The organism is Prescottella sp. D32, from assembly GCF_037287305.1.
Lineage (GTDB): Bacteria > Actinomycetota > Actinomycetes > Mycobacteriales > Mycobacteriaceae > Prescottella > Prescottella equi.
The window spans coordinates 1,484,900-1,501,269 of record NZ_JARBSW010000001.1 but is presented as its reverse complement, the minus strand read 5'-3'; the positions used below and the strand labels follow the sequence as shown (position 1 = coordinate 1,501,269).

The 16,370-nt window shown below is 69.4% G+C and carries 13 protein-coding genes; 3 read left to right on the top strand and 10 right to left on the bottom strand.

Annotated elements, in window-relative coordinates:
• Positions 1 to 94: 94 nt before the first annotated feature.
• The 7 genes from rpsI to eccCa form a co-directional block, all read right to left on the bottom strand.
• Positions 95 to 601 carry a 30S ribosomal protein S9 gene (gene rpsI, locus PSS76_RS06870; protein WP_005518424.1) on the bottom strand — a complete coding sequence of 169 codons (507 nt, stop codon included), beginning with the start codon at positions 599 to 601 and terminating at the stop codon, positions 95 to 97.
• Positions 598 to 1,041: a 50S ribosomal protein L13 gene (gene rplM, locus PSS76_RS06865; protein WP_022597326.1), complete on the bottom strand. Its 444-nt coding sequence runs from the start codon at positions 1,039 to 1,041 to the stop codon at positions 598 to 600. The genes rpsI and rplM overlap by 4 nt, the downstream gene beginning before the upstream one ends.
• Positions 1,042 to 1,227: 186 nt before the next feature.
• On the bottom strand, positions 1,228 to 2,469 hold the full coding sequence (gene rocD, locus PSS76_RS06860; protein ID WP_337456068.1) for an ornithine--oxo-acid transaminase: 1,242 nt from the start codon (positions 2,467 to 2,469) through the stop codon (positions 1,228 to 1,230).
• 165 nt (positions 2,470 to 2,634) lie between these two features.
• On the bottom strand, positions 2,635 to 2,916 hold the full coding sequence (locus PSS76_RS06855; protein ID WP_005518421.1) for a WXG100 family type VII secretion target: 282 nt from the start codon (positions 2,914 to 2,916) through the stop codon (positions 2,635 to 2,637).
• Positions 2,917 to 2,957: 41 nt separating this feature from the next.
• Positions 2,958 to 3,272 carry a WXG100 family type VII secretion target gene (locus tag PSS76_RS06850; protein WP_005518419.1) on the bottom strand — a complete coding sequence of 105 codons (315 nt, stop codon included), beginning with the start codon at positions 3,270 to 3,272 and terminating at the stop codon, positions 2,958 to 2,960.
• A 182-nt stretch (positions 3,273 to 3,454) separates the two neighbouring features.
• Positions 3,455 to 4,864, bottom strand: coding sequence for a type VII secretion-associated protein (locus tag PSS76_RS06845; RefSeq protein ID WP_237172393.1), 1,410 nt, complete (start codon positions 4,862 to 4,864; stop codon positions 3,455 to 3,457).
• Positions 4,861 to 8,856 carry a type VII secretion protein EccCa gene (eccCa, locus tag PSS76_RS06840; protein WP_337456067.1) on the bottom strand — a complete coding sequence of 1,332 codons (3,996 nt, stop codon included), beginning with the start codon at positions 8,854 to 8,856 and terminating at the stop codon, positions 4,861 to 4,863. Before eccCa ends, PSS76_RS06845 begins: the two co-directional genes overlap by 4 nt.
• A 227-nt stretch (positions 8,857 to 9,083) precedes the next feature.
• On the opposite strand from eccCa, the gene eccD reads away from it, so the two are divergent.
• Positions 9,084 to 10,559, top strand: a complete 1,476-nt coding sequence (eccD, locus tag PSS76_RS06835; protein ID WP_337456066.1) for a type VII secretion integral membrane protein EccD — start codon at positions 9,084 to 9,086, stop codon at positions 10,557 to 10,559.
• Positions 10,559 to 11,947: a type VII secretion-associated serine protease mycosin gene (gene mycP / locus PSS76_RS06830; RefSeq protein ID WP_081263994.1), complete on the top strand. Its 1,389-nt coding sequence runs from the start codon at positions 10,559 to 10,561 to the stop codon at positions 11,945 to 11,947. The genes eccD and mycP overlap by 1 nt, the downstream gene beginning before the upstream one ends.
• Here the strand turns inward: mycP and eccB are convergent.
• The gene (gene eccB / locus PSS76_RS06825) at positions 11,944 to 13,416 is read right to left on the bottom strand and encodes a type VII secretion protein EccB (protein WP_064057812.1); all 1,473 of its coding nucleotides are present in this window, start codon (positions 13,414 to 13,416) and stop codon (positions 11,944 to 11,946) included. The two genes, mycP and eccB, sit on opposite strands and share 4 nt — an antisense overlap.
• Positions 13,417 to 13,528: 112 nt before the next feature.
• On the opposite strand from eccB, the gene eccE reads away from it, so the two are divergent.
• Complete coding sequence (eccE, locus tag PSS76_RS06820; RefSeq protein WP_064076658.1) at positions 13,529 to 15,178, top strand: type VII secretion protein EccE; 1,650 nt, start codon at positions 13,529 to 13,531, stop codon at positions 15,176 to 15,178.
• Between the two features lie 3 nt (positions 15,179 to 15,181).
• Here eccE and PSS76_RS06815 read toward each other — a convergent pair whose 3' ends face one another.
• Both PSS76_RS06815 and PSS76_RS06810 read right to left on the bottom strand, forming a co-directional pair.
• The gene (locus PSS76_RS06815; protein WP_064057814.1) at positions 15,182 to 15,736 is read right to left on the bottom strand and encodes an NADPH-dependent FMN reductase; all 555 of its coding nucleotides are present in this window, start codon (positions 15,734 to 15,736) and stop codon (positions 15,182 to 15,184) included.
• A 39-nt stretch (positions 15,737 to 15,775) separates the two neighbouring features.
• Positions 15,776 to 16,345, bottom strand: a complete 570-nt coding sequence (locus PSS76_RS06810; protein WP_013416887.1) for a TetR/AcrR family transcriptional regulator — start codon at positions 16,343 to 16,345, stop codon at positions 15,776 to 15,778.
• Positions 16,346 to 16,370: the final 25 nt, after the last annotated feature.

Below are 16,370 nucleotides of genomic sequence, written 5' to 3'. Positions count from 1 at the left end.
AGCAGGCGTCCGGAAGCGAATGAGCTCTTCGAACGCCTGCTCTCGTGGAAGAACAGGTGCCGGAGCCGGCACGAATGCCGGCTCCGGCGACACATCAGCGCTTGGAGTACTGAGATGCCTTGCGGGCCTTCTTCAGGCCGTACTTCTTGCGCTCGACCGCGCGAGCGTCACGCGTCAGGAAGCCGGCGCGCTTGAGCGCGGGGCGATCCTCGGCGGTGACCTCGATCAGGGCACGGGAGATGGCGAGACGCAGCGCGCCGGCCTGACCCGAGGGGCCGCCACCGGTCAGCAGTGCGGTGATGTCGAACGACTCGGCGCGCTCGACCAGAACCAGCGGAGCCTTGATCAGCTGCTGGTGCACCTTGTTCGGGAAGTAGTCCTCGAGGGTGCGGCCGTTGAGCTTGAACTCACCGGTGCCGGGGGTCAGGCGGACGCGGACGACCGCCTCCTTGCGACGACCGACGGTCTGGACCGGGCGATCGATCACGATCGGAGCCTGCGGAGCAGCCTCGTAGACCTCGGCGGCCTCGGACTCCGAGGTGTACTCGGTGATCTCGTCAGCCGCGACCTCGACGGCCTCGTTGAAGTCTTCGTTGCTCACTGGGCGACCTGCTTGATCTCGAACGGAACCGGCTGCTGCGCGGCGTGGGGATGAGTCGGGCCTGCGTAGACCTTCAGCTTGCCCGCGATGGCGCGGCCCAGCTTGTTCTTGGGGAGCATGCCGGTGACGGCCTTCTCCACGAGGCGATCCGGGTTCTTCTCGAGAACCTCGCCGACCGAACGGGACTTCAGGCCACCCGGATGTCCGGAGTGGTGGTACAGGAACTTGTCCGTACGCTTGTTGCCGCTGATGGCAACCTTGTCGGCGTTGATGATGACGACGAAGTCGCCGCCGTCAACGTGGGGTGCAAAGGTGGGCTTGTGCTTGCCGCGGAGCAGGTTGGCTGCCTGCACGGCAAGGCGACCGAGCACCACGTCAGTGGCGTCGATGACGTGCCAGGTACGGGTCACGTCTCCGGCCTTCGGGGAATACGTAGGCACAGAACTTCCTCGTCTGTTCGTTTCTGCTGCTGGCCTGGCGTGCCTCGTGCAAAGGCACGGGTGGTCCTCGGCGGCCAGTTGAGACCCGGGGACCATTTCTCTCCGCACACGGATGCGCAGCGAGAGATGACACGCCGACGTAGAAGACTACCGGCTCGGGACCGGCAGGGTCAAAAAGCCCTCGCGTCAGCCGAGCGCATCGGCCAGCCGGTCCACCGCCCAGGTGAGGTCGGCCCGAGAGACGACCAGGGGCGGCGCGATCCGAATCGTTCCCTCGTGCGCATCCTTCGCCAGCACACGCCGGGCCAGCAGACGCTCGCAGATCACTCGCGCGGACGGCTGCCCGGGCGCCAACTGCACACCCGCCCACAGTCCGCGTCCTCGCACCTCGGACACCCGGTCCGCGGGCAACGCCGACAGCAACCGGTGCAGGTACTCCCCCAGCTCGCGGCTGCGCTGCTGGTACTCCCCCGTCTCGAGCAGTCGCACCACCGCGCTGCCGACCGCGCACGCGAGGGCGTTGCCGCCGAACGTGCTGCCGTGCTGACCCGGACGGATCACCCCCATGACGTCCCGGTTCGCGACGACCGCCGACACCGGCACGAGCCCACCACCGAGTGCCTTGCCGAGCACGTAGACGTCCGGCACGACCGCTTCGTGATCGCACGCGAACGTGAGCCCCGTTCGCCCGAGACCGCTCTGGATCTCGTCGGCAATCATCAGCAGGCGGTGTTCGTCGCACAGCTTCCGGACCGCGGCCAGGAAGCCGTCGGGTGGAACCAGGACTCCGGCCTCGCCCTGGATCGGCTCCACGAGGACCGCGACGGTGTTCTCGGTGATCGCGTCCGCCAGCGCGACGCTGTTGCCGTACTCGACCGAGGGGAACCCCGCAGGAAAGGGGCCGAATCCGTCGCGTGCGTCGGGATCGGTCGAGAATCCGACGATTCCGATGGTGCGGCCGTGGAAGTTGCCGCGGAACGTGATGATCTCCGCACGATCGTGCTCGACGCCCTTGACTTCGTAACCCCACTTACGCGCGAGCTTGAGCGCCGTCTCGACGGCCTCCGCGCCGGTGTTCATGGGCAACACCGCGTCCTTCCGGCACAGCCGCGCGACGTCGGAGCAGAAGTCGGCGAACCGATCGTGCTGGAACGCGCGACTGGTGAGAGTGAGGCGACCGAGCTGCTCGCGGGCCACCGCGACGAGAGCGGGGTGCGCGTGCCCGAAGTTCAACGCCGAATACCCCGCCAGTACGTCGAGGTAGTCGACACCGTCGATGCCCCGCACCCAGGCGCCGGAACCGGATTCGATCACCACCGGTAGGGGGCTGTAGTTGTGGGCGCTGTGCGCGTCGGCTCGGGCGAGCGCGGCGCGTGTCTCCTCGGTCACCGGTACCAGCCCGGCTTCGGTCTCTCGTCCTACCGTCATGATCCGCCTCCCGGTCCGGCGCGACGCGCCACCGCATTCGGATCACGTCAGTATCCGCCGACTGGGCTACGGCGGCAATGGTTCTCGACGGAAAATGCCGGGTACGCACGTGTGCCCCGACGTCTCTCCTACGTCGGGGCACACGATTCAGGCGTAGTGCGGAGGCTACGCCCAGCTGTTGGCAGCGGCGGTGTTCACCTGCTGCATGTCCGCGTTGCCCTGGCCGACGACACGGCCCACGGCGTCGAGGATCTGGTTGAGCTCGTCGGCGGCCGCGTCCCACTTGGCCTGGTGCTCCTGGTACGCGGCGGACGCAGCGCCGTCCCACTCCGCGACCATCGGGGCGATCGAACTCTTGAGATCGCCCAGCTTCCCGTTCATCTCCTTCTGGAGGGCGTCGATTCGAAGCTGGAGCGCCTCGATCTGACCGAACGAATAACGCATCATGTGCTGCTGCTCCTCTGTGACTGTGATCCGGGGATCGAAAATCAGATGTTCAGGCTGCCGGCGACGTTGTTGAGCGACGCCGTGTGGTCCTGCTGCGTCGTATCGAACGTGACGCTGTTGGACTTGATGTTCTCGCCGATCGCCTGGAGCGCATCGTTGAGCTTCTTGGCGCTGCCGTCCCAGCGCTCCATGAGGCTGTGGAACGCGATCGCTGCCGACCCCTCCCATGCCCCGCGAATCCCGTCCACCTCCGACCGGAGGTTCCCGAGGAGCCCGGCGATCTCCTCGCGCACGTCGCCGACGCGACGCGACGTGTCCTCCATGGTCGAGACTGTGGTCTTCATCTGATCGCTCACTCTGACTCCTTCGGAATCGTTTTCGCGTTTCCGCGCCCCGGCCCGGGTCAGCCCCCCGTGAAACAACCACAGCCGGCCTCGGCCTCTACCAGTTCGCGCCTACATATGGTTCGACGCAGCGACAGGTGAATTCGGTTCCATTCGTCCCGAGACTTTTTCGAACGCCTTCGCCGGACACGGATTCACCGCGCGGAAGCGACCGTCACGGCGCGAACCGCCTGCTCGCAATCGTCGGCGATCGCCTCCCACCCGGCGTCGCGGTACTGGCAACCCACGCTCACCTGCACGTCGTCTTCCAACAGCACGTACCAACGCACCCGCGATCCGTCGGCGGGTGCCTCGACGTACGCGGCGGACCGCCGCCCGCCGAACTCGACGTCCGCGGCGAAATCGGAGAACGGTCCCGCGGCCCCACGCTCGCCGATCTTGCGTTCGAGCCCGCGCACCACCGAATCCCAGGCGGAGCCGACGGCGAGTTCGGTGGGCAACACCACGATCCGGCCGTCGCGGCCGTCGTCCGGCACCAGGTCCAGCCGGCCGGATCGGTCACCCCGAACCTGCCACGAATCGGGCAGTTCGGTACTCGCCCTGCCGATCTCGACGCGCTGCGGAGGCGCGGCGGCGGGTTGAGACTCCGATCCGCGTGTGTACCGCACGGCGAGCATCGACCCCACCGCGAGCAGCAGTGCCACCGCCGCGAGTGACGCCCCGATGACGACGGACCTACCGGTCGGGCGCACCGGCTCCGGACGCGGCACCTGATCGACCCACGATCGCCGTGCCGGCTCGGACGCATCTGAGCCAGAGCCCGAACCTGCACCCGACTCGGAGGGCGCGGTGCGGCAGGCGACGAGCGCTGGTTCCGGCACCACCCGCACGTCGCGGCCGGCGTCGGTCGACAGCAGACGGGCGACCGTCTCGGCGGACGGGCCGACGACGCACACGGGCCCGACACCCTCGTCCCCACTCACCTCGTCGATCAGTTCGTTCACCACCGCGATCCACGCCGAACCGGCCTCGATTCCGGTATCGGGAGCGGCGTCGGTACCGACGCTGGCACTGGCACCGGCACTGGCACTGGCACTGGCACTGGCATGGGCCCCGGGTTCGAGATCGAGCACTCCGGTGCTCGGCGCGAACGCGCAGGCCGTGATCTCAGACGTGCCCCGTGGGCCCGGGCGAACGGCAACGGCGGTGGTGGTCGTCTCGGCACACTCGACGACGATCCATGCCCCCGAACTGGTCGGCGCGGGAACCGCGAGCGCGATCGGCAGGGTCTCCACCTCGTTCGCGGATCGTCGCGCAGCGGCGCCGAGCACGCCACGACGGGTCCGTCCCCAGTGCGACGGATGGAGAATCGTCATCACGTCGACGAATCCGTCTCGCTCCGAGACCTTCCTGACAGCCCGCGCGATCACGGATGCGAGCGCCTCGACGGTCGGCCGAACGTGTTGTGCCGAGTCGACGAACTCGTCGTCGATCGCATCCACGCACTCGCGCAACTCCTCGTCCGCAGACGCGTCGACGCCGGTGGCCGTCCCGACCCACACGGTGTCGACGCCGAGGTGGACCACGACGGACCGTGACGTCACAACGGGGGCAACCATGCGACCTGGACGAGCGAGGTTCCGCGGCGGGTCACGAAGGTGCCGCGACCGGGTGGCATCTCGGACGGACGAACCGCGCCGACGAGATTGCCTTCGTCGCGGTTCCCACTCATGACGATGCCGGCGGGAATCAGGTCCCGGATCCGGGCGATGACAGGTTCGTACAGTGCCCGGGACGCACCGCCGGATCGACGCGAGATGATCACGTGCAAACCGAGGTCCTTGGCGTGCGCGAGGTAGTCGATCAGCGGCGTGAGCGGATTCCCGCTGGACGTAGCCACGAGGTCGTAGTCGTCCACCACGACGTAGATCTCCGGACCCGACCACCACGACCGTTCACGCAGCTGTTGCTGCGTGGTGTCCGGGCCCGGCATCCGGCTCGCGAGGATTCCGGCGAGGTCGTTCATCATCGTGGTGAAAGTCGTTGCGGAAGCCGCGTATCCCGCGAGGTGATCGCCTTCCACGACGCCGAGCAACGTTCGGCGATAGTCGCCGATGATCAGCTTCGCCTGCTGCGGAGTGTTCGATTCCATCAGTCCGAGGCAGATTCCGCGCAACAACGTCGTCTTGCCGCACGAGCTGTCGCCGAACACCAGGAAATGTGGTTGCTCGGAGAGGTCGAGACGTACGGGAGCGAGTTCCGCCTCGTCGATGCCGATCGGAACGGACAGGCACGGCCCCTCCTCGGGCCAGCGCCCGGCCGACGCCGACAGCAGATCGGTGCGCGGAACCCGTTCCGGCAGCATGCGGACGGGCGGAGCCGACTCACCGGGATGCAGCGCCTCGATCCGCGCCACCGCGTCGGCAACGCCCACGCCGAGGTCCTCGCTCCGGGCCACACCGTCCAGTCGCGGTAGCGCCGCCAACAGATGCAGCCCGTCGCGCGTCATGCCGCGTCCCGGGCGTCCCGCGGGAACCAGCATCGCCTTCGCCCGCCCGATGTCGGAGTCCGTCGGATCTCCCAGACGCAGTTCGATCCTCGTGCCGAGCTGATCCTTGAGCGCCGGCCTGATGTCGGCCCACCGCGGCGTCGCCAGTACGACGTGGACTCCGAACGAGAGCCCCTGCCCGGCGAGCGCGGCGATCTGCGCCTCGAGCGCCTCGAAGTCCTGGCGGATACTCGGCCAGCCGTCCACGACCAGAAAGACGTCCCCGAACGGATCCCGGGAGAGCCCGTCCGGACCGTCACTGCCGTCCCTGCGTCGACGGCGGAACTCCGCCATCGACTCGATACCCAGTTCGCGGAACCGGCGTTCACGTCTGCGGACCACGGTCGCGATCTCGGCGACCGTGCGCCGCACGAGGTCCACGTCGAGACGGTTCGCCACGGACCCGACGTGCGGCAGCCCGGACAGCCCGGCGAGGGTGCCACCACCGAAATCGAGGCAGTAGAACTGAACCTCGCGCGGCGAATGCGTCGCGGCCATCGACAGGATCAGCGTCCGCAGCATGGTCGACTTGCCCGACTGCGGTCCACCGACGACCGCGACATTGCCGGTCGATCCGGCGAGATCGGCGAACAGCACGTCGCGGCGTTGATCGAACGGACGGTCGACGATGCCGATCGGCGCCCGCAGCGCCTCGGCGGCGGGAGCCGGAAGCCCGGACTCGGTGTGCGGCAACAACCGGTCGAGCGTGGGTGAAGTGTCGAGCGGCGGCAGCCACACCTCGTGCGCGGCCGGACCGCAGTTCCGGATCCTGTCGACCAGCACCTCGAGCAGCGACCTCGTGTCGGATTCCGCCTCGGGCGGCGCGTCCGGGATGGCCTGGACGGCGGGTGCGTCGGAGGCAGGCAGCGCGACAGGTTCCGCGGTGAACAATCGGGGCCGGAGGTCCTCGGTCGGCGCCGCAGTGCCTGTTGTGCCGAGCGTCCGCTCCCGCTCGTACGGCCCGGACACGTACGACGCCTGGAACCGCACGATCTCCGCGGAGTCGCACTTGAGGTAGCCGGCGCCCGGCGTCGCCGGCAGATGGTAGGCGTCCGGGACACCCAGGACGGTGCGTGATTCGTTGGCCGAGAACGTCTTCAGTCCGATTCGATAGGACAGGTGGCTGTCCAGGCCGCGAAGCTTGCCCTCCTCGAGTCGCTGACTCGCGAGCAGCAGATGCATCTGCAGAGATCGCCCGAGTCGACCGATCGCAACGAAGAGGTCGGCGAACTCGGGTTGCTGACTCAACAACTCGGAGAACTCGTCGACCACGATGAACAGGGCGGGCAGCGGCGCCAGGTCGGCACCCGCGGCGCGGGCCTTCTCGTAATCGGTGACGTTCGCGAAATTGCCCGCCGCCCGCAGCAGCTCCTGCCGGCGATTCATCTCGCCCGCGAGCGCATCCCGCATCCGGTCGACCATCGCGATCTCCTCGGAGAGATTCGTGATGACCGCGGCGACGTGTGGGGCCTGGTCCAGCCCCAGGAAGGTGGCGCCGCCCTTGAAGTCGACCAGAACCAGGTTCAGCGCCTCCGGCGAATGGGTCGCGAGGAGGCCCAGCACGAGTGTGCGCAGGAACTCGGATTTGCCCGAACCCGTTGCGCCGATACACAGTCCGTGCGGACCCATTCCGTTCTGGGCAGCTTCCTTGAGGTCGAGTTCGACAGGGCTGCCGTCCACGCCGACGCCGATCGGCACTCGGAGCCGGTCCCGTCCCTGACGGGGTGTCCAAGCCCGGGCAGGATCGAATCGATCCACGTCGCCGAGTCCGAGGAGTCGACTCCATCCGGCCGCGACCGGACCGTCGCCGTCACCGCTCCCGTCGGCCACGGCGACCGCCGCGAGCCGATAGGGCGCGAGGCGTCGCGCGGCGGACAGAGCCTCACGCGCGGTGAGTGCGTCCGCGACCGCGAAGGTCTCCACGCCCGCGGCGCTGCGGGCTCCGAGCGCACCGTCCTGTACGACCAACTGCAGTCCACGCGTGGCCGTCAGTCGGGGGCAGTAGCCGCTGAGGTCGAGGACGGTCACCGAGTCGAGCCCACCGTCGGTGACCATCGCGATGTCGCCCGCGAGGATGCCGCCGTCGACCACGACCACGACCTGCGGAACTCCCTGCACCGGTGACGCCGTTCGGGAGAATCGTCCGCGCATCGCCAGCTGCCCGCCCAGGGCGGCATCGAGTTCCAGGACGGAGCCGTAGATCATGCGGGACGGGCCGAGCCCGTCGACGCTGTCGGAGTGCTGCGCGTGCGGAAGCCATTTCACCCAGTCCCACTCGCTGCGGGTGTCGGGTCCGCACACCACGGCGACCTGCAGCAGATCCGGACCGTGGAACGTGCACAGCTGCAGCAGCATCGCGCGCGAGAGATCCCGCGCTGCCGCCCGGTCCCCGTCGATGCCGATCGCCGCGAATCCGCGCAGCGACACCGCGGTAGGCAACTCGGCGACCACCGAGTGAGCCCGAACGAAGCGTCTGAGCGCGACCGCCGAGACGGGTTCGAGATCCTCTACCGGCCCCGTCTCCGGCGGAATGAGACGGGTGGCAAGCCGCTGGCTGCCGCGGCCCACCCGGACGTGGCAGAAGTCCGTGTCGGCGATCCTCCGCTCCCACATCCGCGAGGCGCCCGACAGCGTCCAGAGCATGTCGGGATCGGGATGGCTCCACTCGAGCGCCTCACGCTGTTGTCTGCCCGTGTCGAGAGCGTCGCGCCGCAACTGGTCGAGGTAGCGCAGGTAGTCCTTGCGGTCCTCGTTGGTCTCACCGGCTTTCGCTCCCCCGCCCCGTCCGGATCCGGCAAGCATGCCGAGTGTCGACACGAGCATCATCACCGGGAAGAGCAGCGACATCGGACTCGCCGCCATCCCCGACGTGAACATCAGGGCCACCATTCCCACCATCGCCGCGACCATGACCAGCGGAAGCAGCTTGGTCATCAGGTTGCCGGGGGTGGTCCGGGGGATCTCGGGAGGCGTCTGCAGACTCACCTCGCCGCCCGGTGCGCGCGGCGACTCCCGACGCGCCTTGCGCACGAAACGTACAGTGCCCATGCTTCCACCCCTAGAAGACTGCGCATCCCCCGCCCGGCGCGACGCTTCCATCGCACCGGGTAACCCCCCACGGGCTCCGGACTCGCGAACAGGAAACTACCGCACGACCCCGACAGGTGGCGCAGAGGTGTGGTCGAGCCGGTCCGGCGCAGCCGGTACAGTGCGGGTGTTCGCGAAAAGAGCTGTTCGGATGGGGATCCGAATCGCAGATTCCGGGGGGAACGATCGTGACTGTGCTGCGCGCCGACCAGACGACCGGCGGTACGACAGGCGCCCGACCACGTGGCGCCGCCGACCTGTGCCGGCTGACGATCCTCACACCGCACAGCCAGATCGACCTTGCGCTTCCCAACTCGGTGCCGGTCGAGCTGCTGGTACCCGGGATCGCCGACCTGGTGGAGAAGCACAGTGCCGCCAACGACTTCGACGTCGCCGGCGACCGTCTCCACCCGACCCGATGGGTGCTCTCCAGGGTGGGCAGCCCGCCGCTCTCACCGGCCTCGACCCTCCAGGAACACGGTGTCCTCGACGGCGAACTCCTCGTCTTCGACTCGGTGGAGGCCAGCCCGCCACCGCCACTGTTCGACGACGTCATGTACAACGTCGCAGTCGCCGATACCGGCCACGCACATCCCTGGACACCGCGGATCGCGCGCCTGACGGGCTCCGCGATCGCCGTCGCCGCCGCCACGGCCGGGGCGTTCGTGCTGCTCCGCACCGAGGGCGCCACCGCGTCGGTGATCGGGGCCGTTGCCGCATTCGCGATGGTCGTGGCGTTCCTCGTCGCCGGAGCGGTGGCCGGCCGGGTGTACGGCGACGCGGGCGCGGCACTCACTCTCGGCGCGGCGGCGCTGCCGATCGCGTTCGCGGCCGGCGCCCTCTTCGTCCCCGGCGACGACCTGCCACCGGACACGCTGCTCGGGCTCGTCATGGTCGGCGCCTGCGCGGTGGTGGCCCTGCGTGCCGCAGGTGTCGGGCACGCCGTGTTCACGACGGCCGCGTCCGTCTCCCTGCTCGGGTCGCTCGCCGCGCTCGTCGCTGTCCTCACCGAGCAGTCGACGCGGTCGGTCGGAGCGATGCTCGTCGGCGGGGCCCTGTTCGGACTCGTCTTCGCACCGCGGATCGCGATGATGCTCGCGAAACTGCCGCTGCCTCCGGTGCCGGCACCGGGCACATCGCTGGACCCCACCGAGGAAGACCCGGACGACGCCCGGAGCCTGCCCTCGTTCGCGACGGTCGAGCGGCGCGCCGAGCACGCCCGGCGCTACCTCACCGGCCTGGTCGCGGGGTGGACTCTGCTGACCGTGACCGGGGCCCTGCTGGCGTCGGCTCCGAGCATGTCCGACGGAATATACTGGCCCGGAACGTCTCTGGCTGTTGCTGCGGCCACAGTACTCATGTTCCGAGGACGGACCTACAGTTCCGCCGAACAAGCCGTCCCTCTCATCTCCGGGGGCAGCGCGGTGCTGATGCTGCTGGCGGTCGCGACGGCAGTGGTCGTCCCGAGCGCGGCCCTCCCGCTGTTCGCGACGACCGCACTGCTGGTCGTCGCGGCTCTCGTGCTCGGGGTCGTCGTCCCGCAACGGACGTTCTCTCCGGTGCAGCGCCGCGCCGCCGAGATCGTCGACTACGCGGCCATCTCCGCCGTGGTACCGCTCGCGTGCTGGGTGTCCGGACTCTTCGTCGCCGTTCGCGGGCTGTGATGCGGATGCGCTCCGCCGCGCGCTCGGCGACGATCGTCTCCCTCCTCGCCGTCGCCACGATGTCTCTCGGCGGAGTCGGGTCCGCGGTGGTCCCGTCGCCGATCGACCCGGGCAGGCTTCCGGGTGCTGCGCGCCCCGCTCCCCTCGCGCCCACCGAGCAGCGCAACGCGTGCGCGGCGGCGACGGTGTCGGCCGGCGAACCGAATGTTCCTCTGCCGCAGCGCACGATGAGCTTCGACACGGTGTGGCCGCTCACCCGCGGGGCAGGTCAGACCGTGGCGGTGATCGACACCGGCGTGGCTCGGCATCCCCGTCTACCCGGCCTGATTCCGGGCGGCGACTACGTGTCGACGGGCGACGGTACCGGCGACTGTGACGCACATGGAACCATCGTGGCCGGTCTCATCGCCGCCGCACCCACACAGACGTCGGGGTTCGCGGGCGGCGCCCCCGACGCCCGGGTCATGACGATCCGCCAGTCGAGCGCCAACTTCTCGGAAACCCGCCGACGGGACGATCCGAACGACGTCCAGAACACATCCGGATACGGCAACACCCAGACCATGGCGATGGCGATTCGGCAGGCGGTCGACAACGGCGCCACGGTCGTCAACATTTCCGAAGTGGCGTGCCGGTCGGCCTCCGACGGCATCGCGGACCAGTCGCTCGGCGCCGCGGTGCACTACGCGGCCACCGTGAAGAATGCGGTGGTCGTCGCGGCAGCGGGGAACTTCCGCTCCGGCGGCTGCATGGCCCAGAATCCTGGTGCCGACCCACTCGATCCCGGCGCGGACCCGTGGGATTCGGTGGCCACCATCGCGACTCCAGCGTGGTACGACGACTACGTACTCACGGTCGGATCCGTCGACCCGGACGGCGCGGCATCCGAATTCACTCTCGGTGGCCCGTGGGTGGACGTGGCGGCGCCCGGCACCGGCATCGTCTCGCTCTCACCCGACGGCGCCGGCGAGACGCGCAGCTGGTCCAACAGTCAAGGGCAGCAGATGCCCTTCGTCGGAACCAGTTTCGCGGCGCCTCTCGTGTCCGCGACGGTGGCACTCGTGCGCGCCAGGTATCCGCAACTGACCGCGCAGCAGGTGATCGCCCGGATCGAGGCCACCGCGCACGCTCCGGCCGAGGGCTGGAATCCGTTCGTCGGACGCGGTGTCGTCGACCCGGTTGCCGCGGTCACGGCCGATCTGCCCGACGACGCCGCCACGGAACCGGCGTTCGCGTCTGCACAGCTCCCGGCACCGCAGCCGCCGCGGCCACCCGACAGTCGACCCCGCACGGTGGCGCTGGCCGCGACCGGTGGGATCGTCACACTCGCCGTCCTCTGCGTGCTCGCGTCGCTGCCGCTCCGCCGTCGGGCGTCACGACACGACTAGTTGCCCGCAGCCACCGGCGCCGGATCGGTGTCGGCCGACACGCCGTCGTGCGCGACCAGCGCCGCGGACTTGCCGAGAGTGGGACCGGGAGCGAGCAATTCGACGATCCGCCACGGCGCCGGAGCACCTGGAACCTCGAACCCCAGTGCCTTCGCTGCATCGGCGTTCTCGACCCCGTACCGGACGCCCGTGTCGGCGACGAAGAACAGTCCGCCCTTTCGCGCACTGCCGGACTCGAGGCCCGTCGTCTGCACGAACCCGCCGGCACCCGGACGCTGGTAGGCGAAATCCGCGTGATCGCCGGACCCGTCGGCCTGCGCCAACCGGACCGTGCGGGCATCGTCGGGGAGCGGCAGCGAGCGTCCCGCCGCCAGCGTGAGAGCCGCTTCGACGCGGCCGGAGTCGTCGCCCTGGGCTGCGCCCTGCGGAGTCCAGGTCAGGCAGCCGACCGGGTCGGCAGCCGGGTCCGCGAGCCGCGGCGGGACAGCTGGGAAGGTCGACACGTCGAGCACGTCCGCCAAAGGAGCCCTGGCCAGCGCGTCGGGGCTGATCGTCGCCATTTCCGACTGCCCCTGGGAATCGGCGAACTGGATGAGAAGTGCTGTGGCGGCACTGATCTCCTGCACTCCGTCCCGGAGAACCACGTAGTAGCGGACGTCGTCGCCGCGCATCAGTTTGACGACGGATCCGACGGTCCGCCCGGCGATCTGATAGTTCGGTGCAGATCCCCGGGACTCGATCTGCGGTGGCGTGATCGGGAGCGTCTCCGGAATCGCGTTGAGCAGTCCCCGACCGATCGGGCGGGGCTGCGCGCTTTCGAGTCCGAGTGCGCGGGTCACTGCGCGGTCCCGCAGGTCGATCGGTGCGCGACGGCCGTCGTACACGAGGTAGGTGTCGGCGCCGTGCGAGACGAGCAGCGCACGATCGGATCCGAGCGGTCCGACCCGATCACTCCACGACGGCTCACCGACGACCACCGTGGTTGTGACAGAGCCGGTCCCGTCGGCGGTCACCGTGTCGCACACCGTCCACGGCTGCCCGTCCGGCGAACCGGCGGGGAGCGCCGACGGGGCGCCCGGGATGCCGACCAACGCGCCTCGCGGCCGGGACTCGATCTCCGACTCCGACACCGTCACCGGCTTCGCCGCCTCACCGACGATCAGCCGCGCGGACGCCAGGTTAAGCACGGGATGGAGCGCATCGTTCACCGCGACGAACATTGCGCCCGAGTCCTTTCCGACGACGATCGTCGCGTTGCCGATCTTGTCCTGCGGGCGGAACAGTGCCAGGGCCGCGCATCCGGCCAGCACCAGACACGCCACGACGATCCCCACCCCCAGGGCGCGCGACTGCGACCGCATCGGATCGGACAGCATGCGTACGTCCTTGCGGACGAGCGCATGCTCCATACGGCGGACCAGGAATCGGTATCCGCTCACCTGCCATCGAGTAGTCGGCTGTGCAGCCATGTTCCCTCCCCCACGAGGCGCACGCTTCGGGTCCACACAGTACAGTTCGCTCGAAAGCACTCTTCGGCGGACGACCGATCGCTCCGTCTGGTTCAGGTATCGGGGAGGAACCGTGGACCATTTCCGTGCCGGACGCCGTCCGTACACGGCTGCCGCAGCACTGATGACGACCGTCGTGGTCGCGCAGTCGGTCGGCGCGGCCGTGTGTCTGCTCGCGCTGCTCGCGGGGGTTCCGTTGTGGGCCGCGGTCGTCGCAGCCGCCGTGGTCGGCGGCGCACTGTTCACTCGCGTCGGTGGCCGGTTCGCGGTGGCGTGGATCGGGACTGTGCTGGGCCTGATCGGCACCCGCAGACCGACGATCGGACGCACCACCGACTTCCACGCCGCGAGCGAGACAGTCGGCCTGCACTGGATCGCCGGCCAGGTCGTCGCTGTCGTCGAACTGCTTCCCCCGTCAGGTCATTGGACCCGGGTGACGCGTGAACGCGTCGACTCTCCCGACCACCTCCCCGTCGCGGCGCTGGCATCGTGCCTGAATCAGCACGACGTCACGCTCGGCGGAATCGACATCGTGGCCCACGGGAGTCGCGCCGTCACCGGCACTCCGGCCGCCGAGGTGTACGACAACCTGGTCGGGCCGCTTCCCGCCGTCGCCCGCCGCACCGTGTGGGTGGCGCTCCGGTTCGACGCCGCCGCCGACGGCGCATCGGTCGCGCGCCGCGGCGGCGGTGAGGAGGGTGCCGCACGCACCGTCGCCGTCGCCGCACGACGCGTCGTCCGGGCGCTCGGCGACGCCGGCTACGCCTCGCGCATCCTGCCCGCGGCCGACGTGGAGTCGGCGGCCGCGCTCATCTGTCGCGGCGTCCACCCCGACGCGATGGACCAGCAGTGGTCCCATGTCCCGCTCCAGGGCCTGTGCAACACCGGCAACGCGATCGATCCCCGGCATCTCAGCCGCGAACTGCTCACCGCGGTGTGGGCGCACCCCGGCGTCGGGACGACCGTCACGGTGCGCCTGCGTCCCGCCGCAGACAAGGATTCGGTACTCGTCGGTGCCGCGTTCCGGACCACCACCCGTGCGGTGCCGTCCCGAGGTCTGCGGCACCCGGGCCTGATCTCGATGCAGGGCCGGCACCGCGACGCTCTCGTCGCGCAATTGCCGGTCTCGTCCCCGGATCTCGACCACCTCACTCCCCTGCGCGCAACCGACCCGGCCCACCTCGACCGCCTGCACCTGCCGGTGGCCGGTTGCGGGCAACTCGTCGGTTCGGACGCCCAGGGCCACGCCGTCGCCATCCGGCTGTCCGGTCCAGGTGTGCGCGACGTACTGGTCGACGGCGAGCTGTACCTGGCGCAGCAGGTGGTGTTCCGGGCCGTGGGGACCGGTGCGCGGGTACTGGTCCACACCGACAGACCTCATGCGTGGACGACACTGGTAGAGGCGATCGGCGCGCCCAAACGACTTCGGCTCGCTCACGGATCCGCCTGGGCCGAGACCGGATTCGACACTCTCGTCGTCGACGGCCCCCCGGCTCCGCCCGCCCGGCCGGGCGTAACGACCGTCCATGTCCAGCCCACCGCTGCGCCCGCGTCGGCAACGGCCCCAACGGTCGACGTATCGATACTGCAACCCGGCGCGTCCGGTGACCGCGTGATCCTCACGACGGGAGGCCGCAGCATCGACCTGGCGCTCGTGACGATCTCGTCCGAGACCGCCTTCCTCGGACGTCCGCGCCCGTCACGGCTCGTCGGCGCGCACTGAGACTCAGCCCGGATAGGGCACGTGCCCGCGCCGCGTGCGTAGCGCATCCCCCCACCACGCCAACTGTGTGAGCATCCGCCCGGCGGCATCGTTCGCAGCGCCGTCCGCCGGGTCGAAGTGCTTGCGCGCCTGATGGAAACTGACGGCTTCGCGGACCGAGACCATGTGCAGTTCCGCCACCACCTGACGCAGTTGCTCCACTGCCCGCAGCCCTCCCGACATGCCTCCGTACGCGACGAAACCGATGGGCTTGGCGCGCCACTCGTACTTGACGGTGTCGAGTGCGGTCTTGAGCGCCGCCGAATAGCCGTGGTTGTACTCGCTCGTCACGACGACGAACGCGTCCGCGTTCCCGATACGCTCGGTGAAGTCGTCGACTTCGCGGGTGCGCGAAAGATCCTGTGGGAGCGACGCTTCGGCGAGATCGAGCACCGCCGTGTCGAACTCCCCGCGAGCCCGGGCCCGCTCCACGAACCAGTCGGCGACGACGGGGGCGAACCGCTGGACGCGGACACTACCGACGATCACCTCGAGTCGTAGCGGATGTTCCCATTCCATCGGATCGCTCCCTTCCGGGTTCGATCCTAGAGCGCCCGATCAGAGTCCACAGGTCAGCAGGATCGCCAATTCCTCGTACGCCTGGGCGTCGTCCAGACCGGTCGCGGCAGCCACCTGGCGCTGCTGAATCCGCACCATCGCGGCGGCGGCGACGTCCCCGACGAAGGCGGCGTGCGCGTCCCGCAACTCCCCCGCCGCAACCCCCTCGGTGATGAGTTCCTGGACGCGCCTGGCCGCGAACCGCGTGTTGCGCTCGTACACCTCACGCACTGCTGGATCGGCGGCGAGGTCCTCCATGAACCGCGGCGACGCCGGACGTAGCTGCTCGCCCACCGCTTCGAGGTACCTGCGGATGCGGTCCCGGGCGTCCACCGCACCGGCCACGCTCGCCTCGACCTGTTCGGTGGCTCCGCGAAAGAAATGGACCGTGGCAGCGCGGACCAACTGTTCCTTGCTGTCCGCAAGGCGGTACAGCGTGGACTTCGAGCAGTGCAGCCGCGCCGCCAGGTCGTCGAGCGTGAGATGCGCGAACCCCTCGTCGAGGATCAGGGCCACCAGCGCGTCGAACAGCGCGAGGCGTCTGGCCGTCATCTTCACCGGGGTTGCCATACGCCAGACGGTACTGCAGTATCGC

What these genes read in the sequence shown, in the direction of transcription:
- PSS76_RS06855 (WP_005518421.1), bottom strand. Translation starts at nt 2,916, where the DNA reads ATGATGCGTTATTCGTTCGGTCAGATCGAGGCGCTCCAGCTTCGAATC.
- PSS76_RS06815 (WP_064057814.1), bottom strand. Translation starts at nt 15,736, where the DNA reads ATGGAATGGGAACATCCGCTACGACTCGAGGTGATCGTCGGTAGTGTC.
- mycP (WP_081263994.1), top strand. Translation starts at nt 10,559, where the DNA reads ATGCGGATGCGCTCCGCCGCGCGCTCGGCGACGATCGTCTCCCTCCTC.
- eccCa (WP_337456067.1), bottom strand. Translation starts at nt 8,856, where the DNA reads ATGGGCACTGTACGTTTCGTGCGCAAGGCGCGTCGGGAGTCGCCGCGC.
- PSS76_RS06810 (WP_013416887.1), bottom strand. Translation starts at nt 16,345, where the DNA reads ATGGCAACCCCGGTGAAGATGACGGCCAGACGCCTCGCGCTGTTCGAC.
- eccB (WP_064057812.1), bottom strand. Translation starts at nt 13,416, where the DNA reads ATGGCTGCACAGCCGACTACTCGATGGCAGGTGAGCGGATACCGATTC.
- rocD (WP_337456068.1), bottom strand. Translation starts at nt 2,469, where the DNA reads ATGACGGTAGGACGAGAGACCGAAGCCGGGCTGGTACCGGTGACCGAG.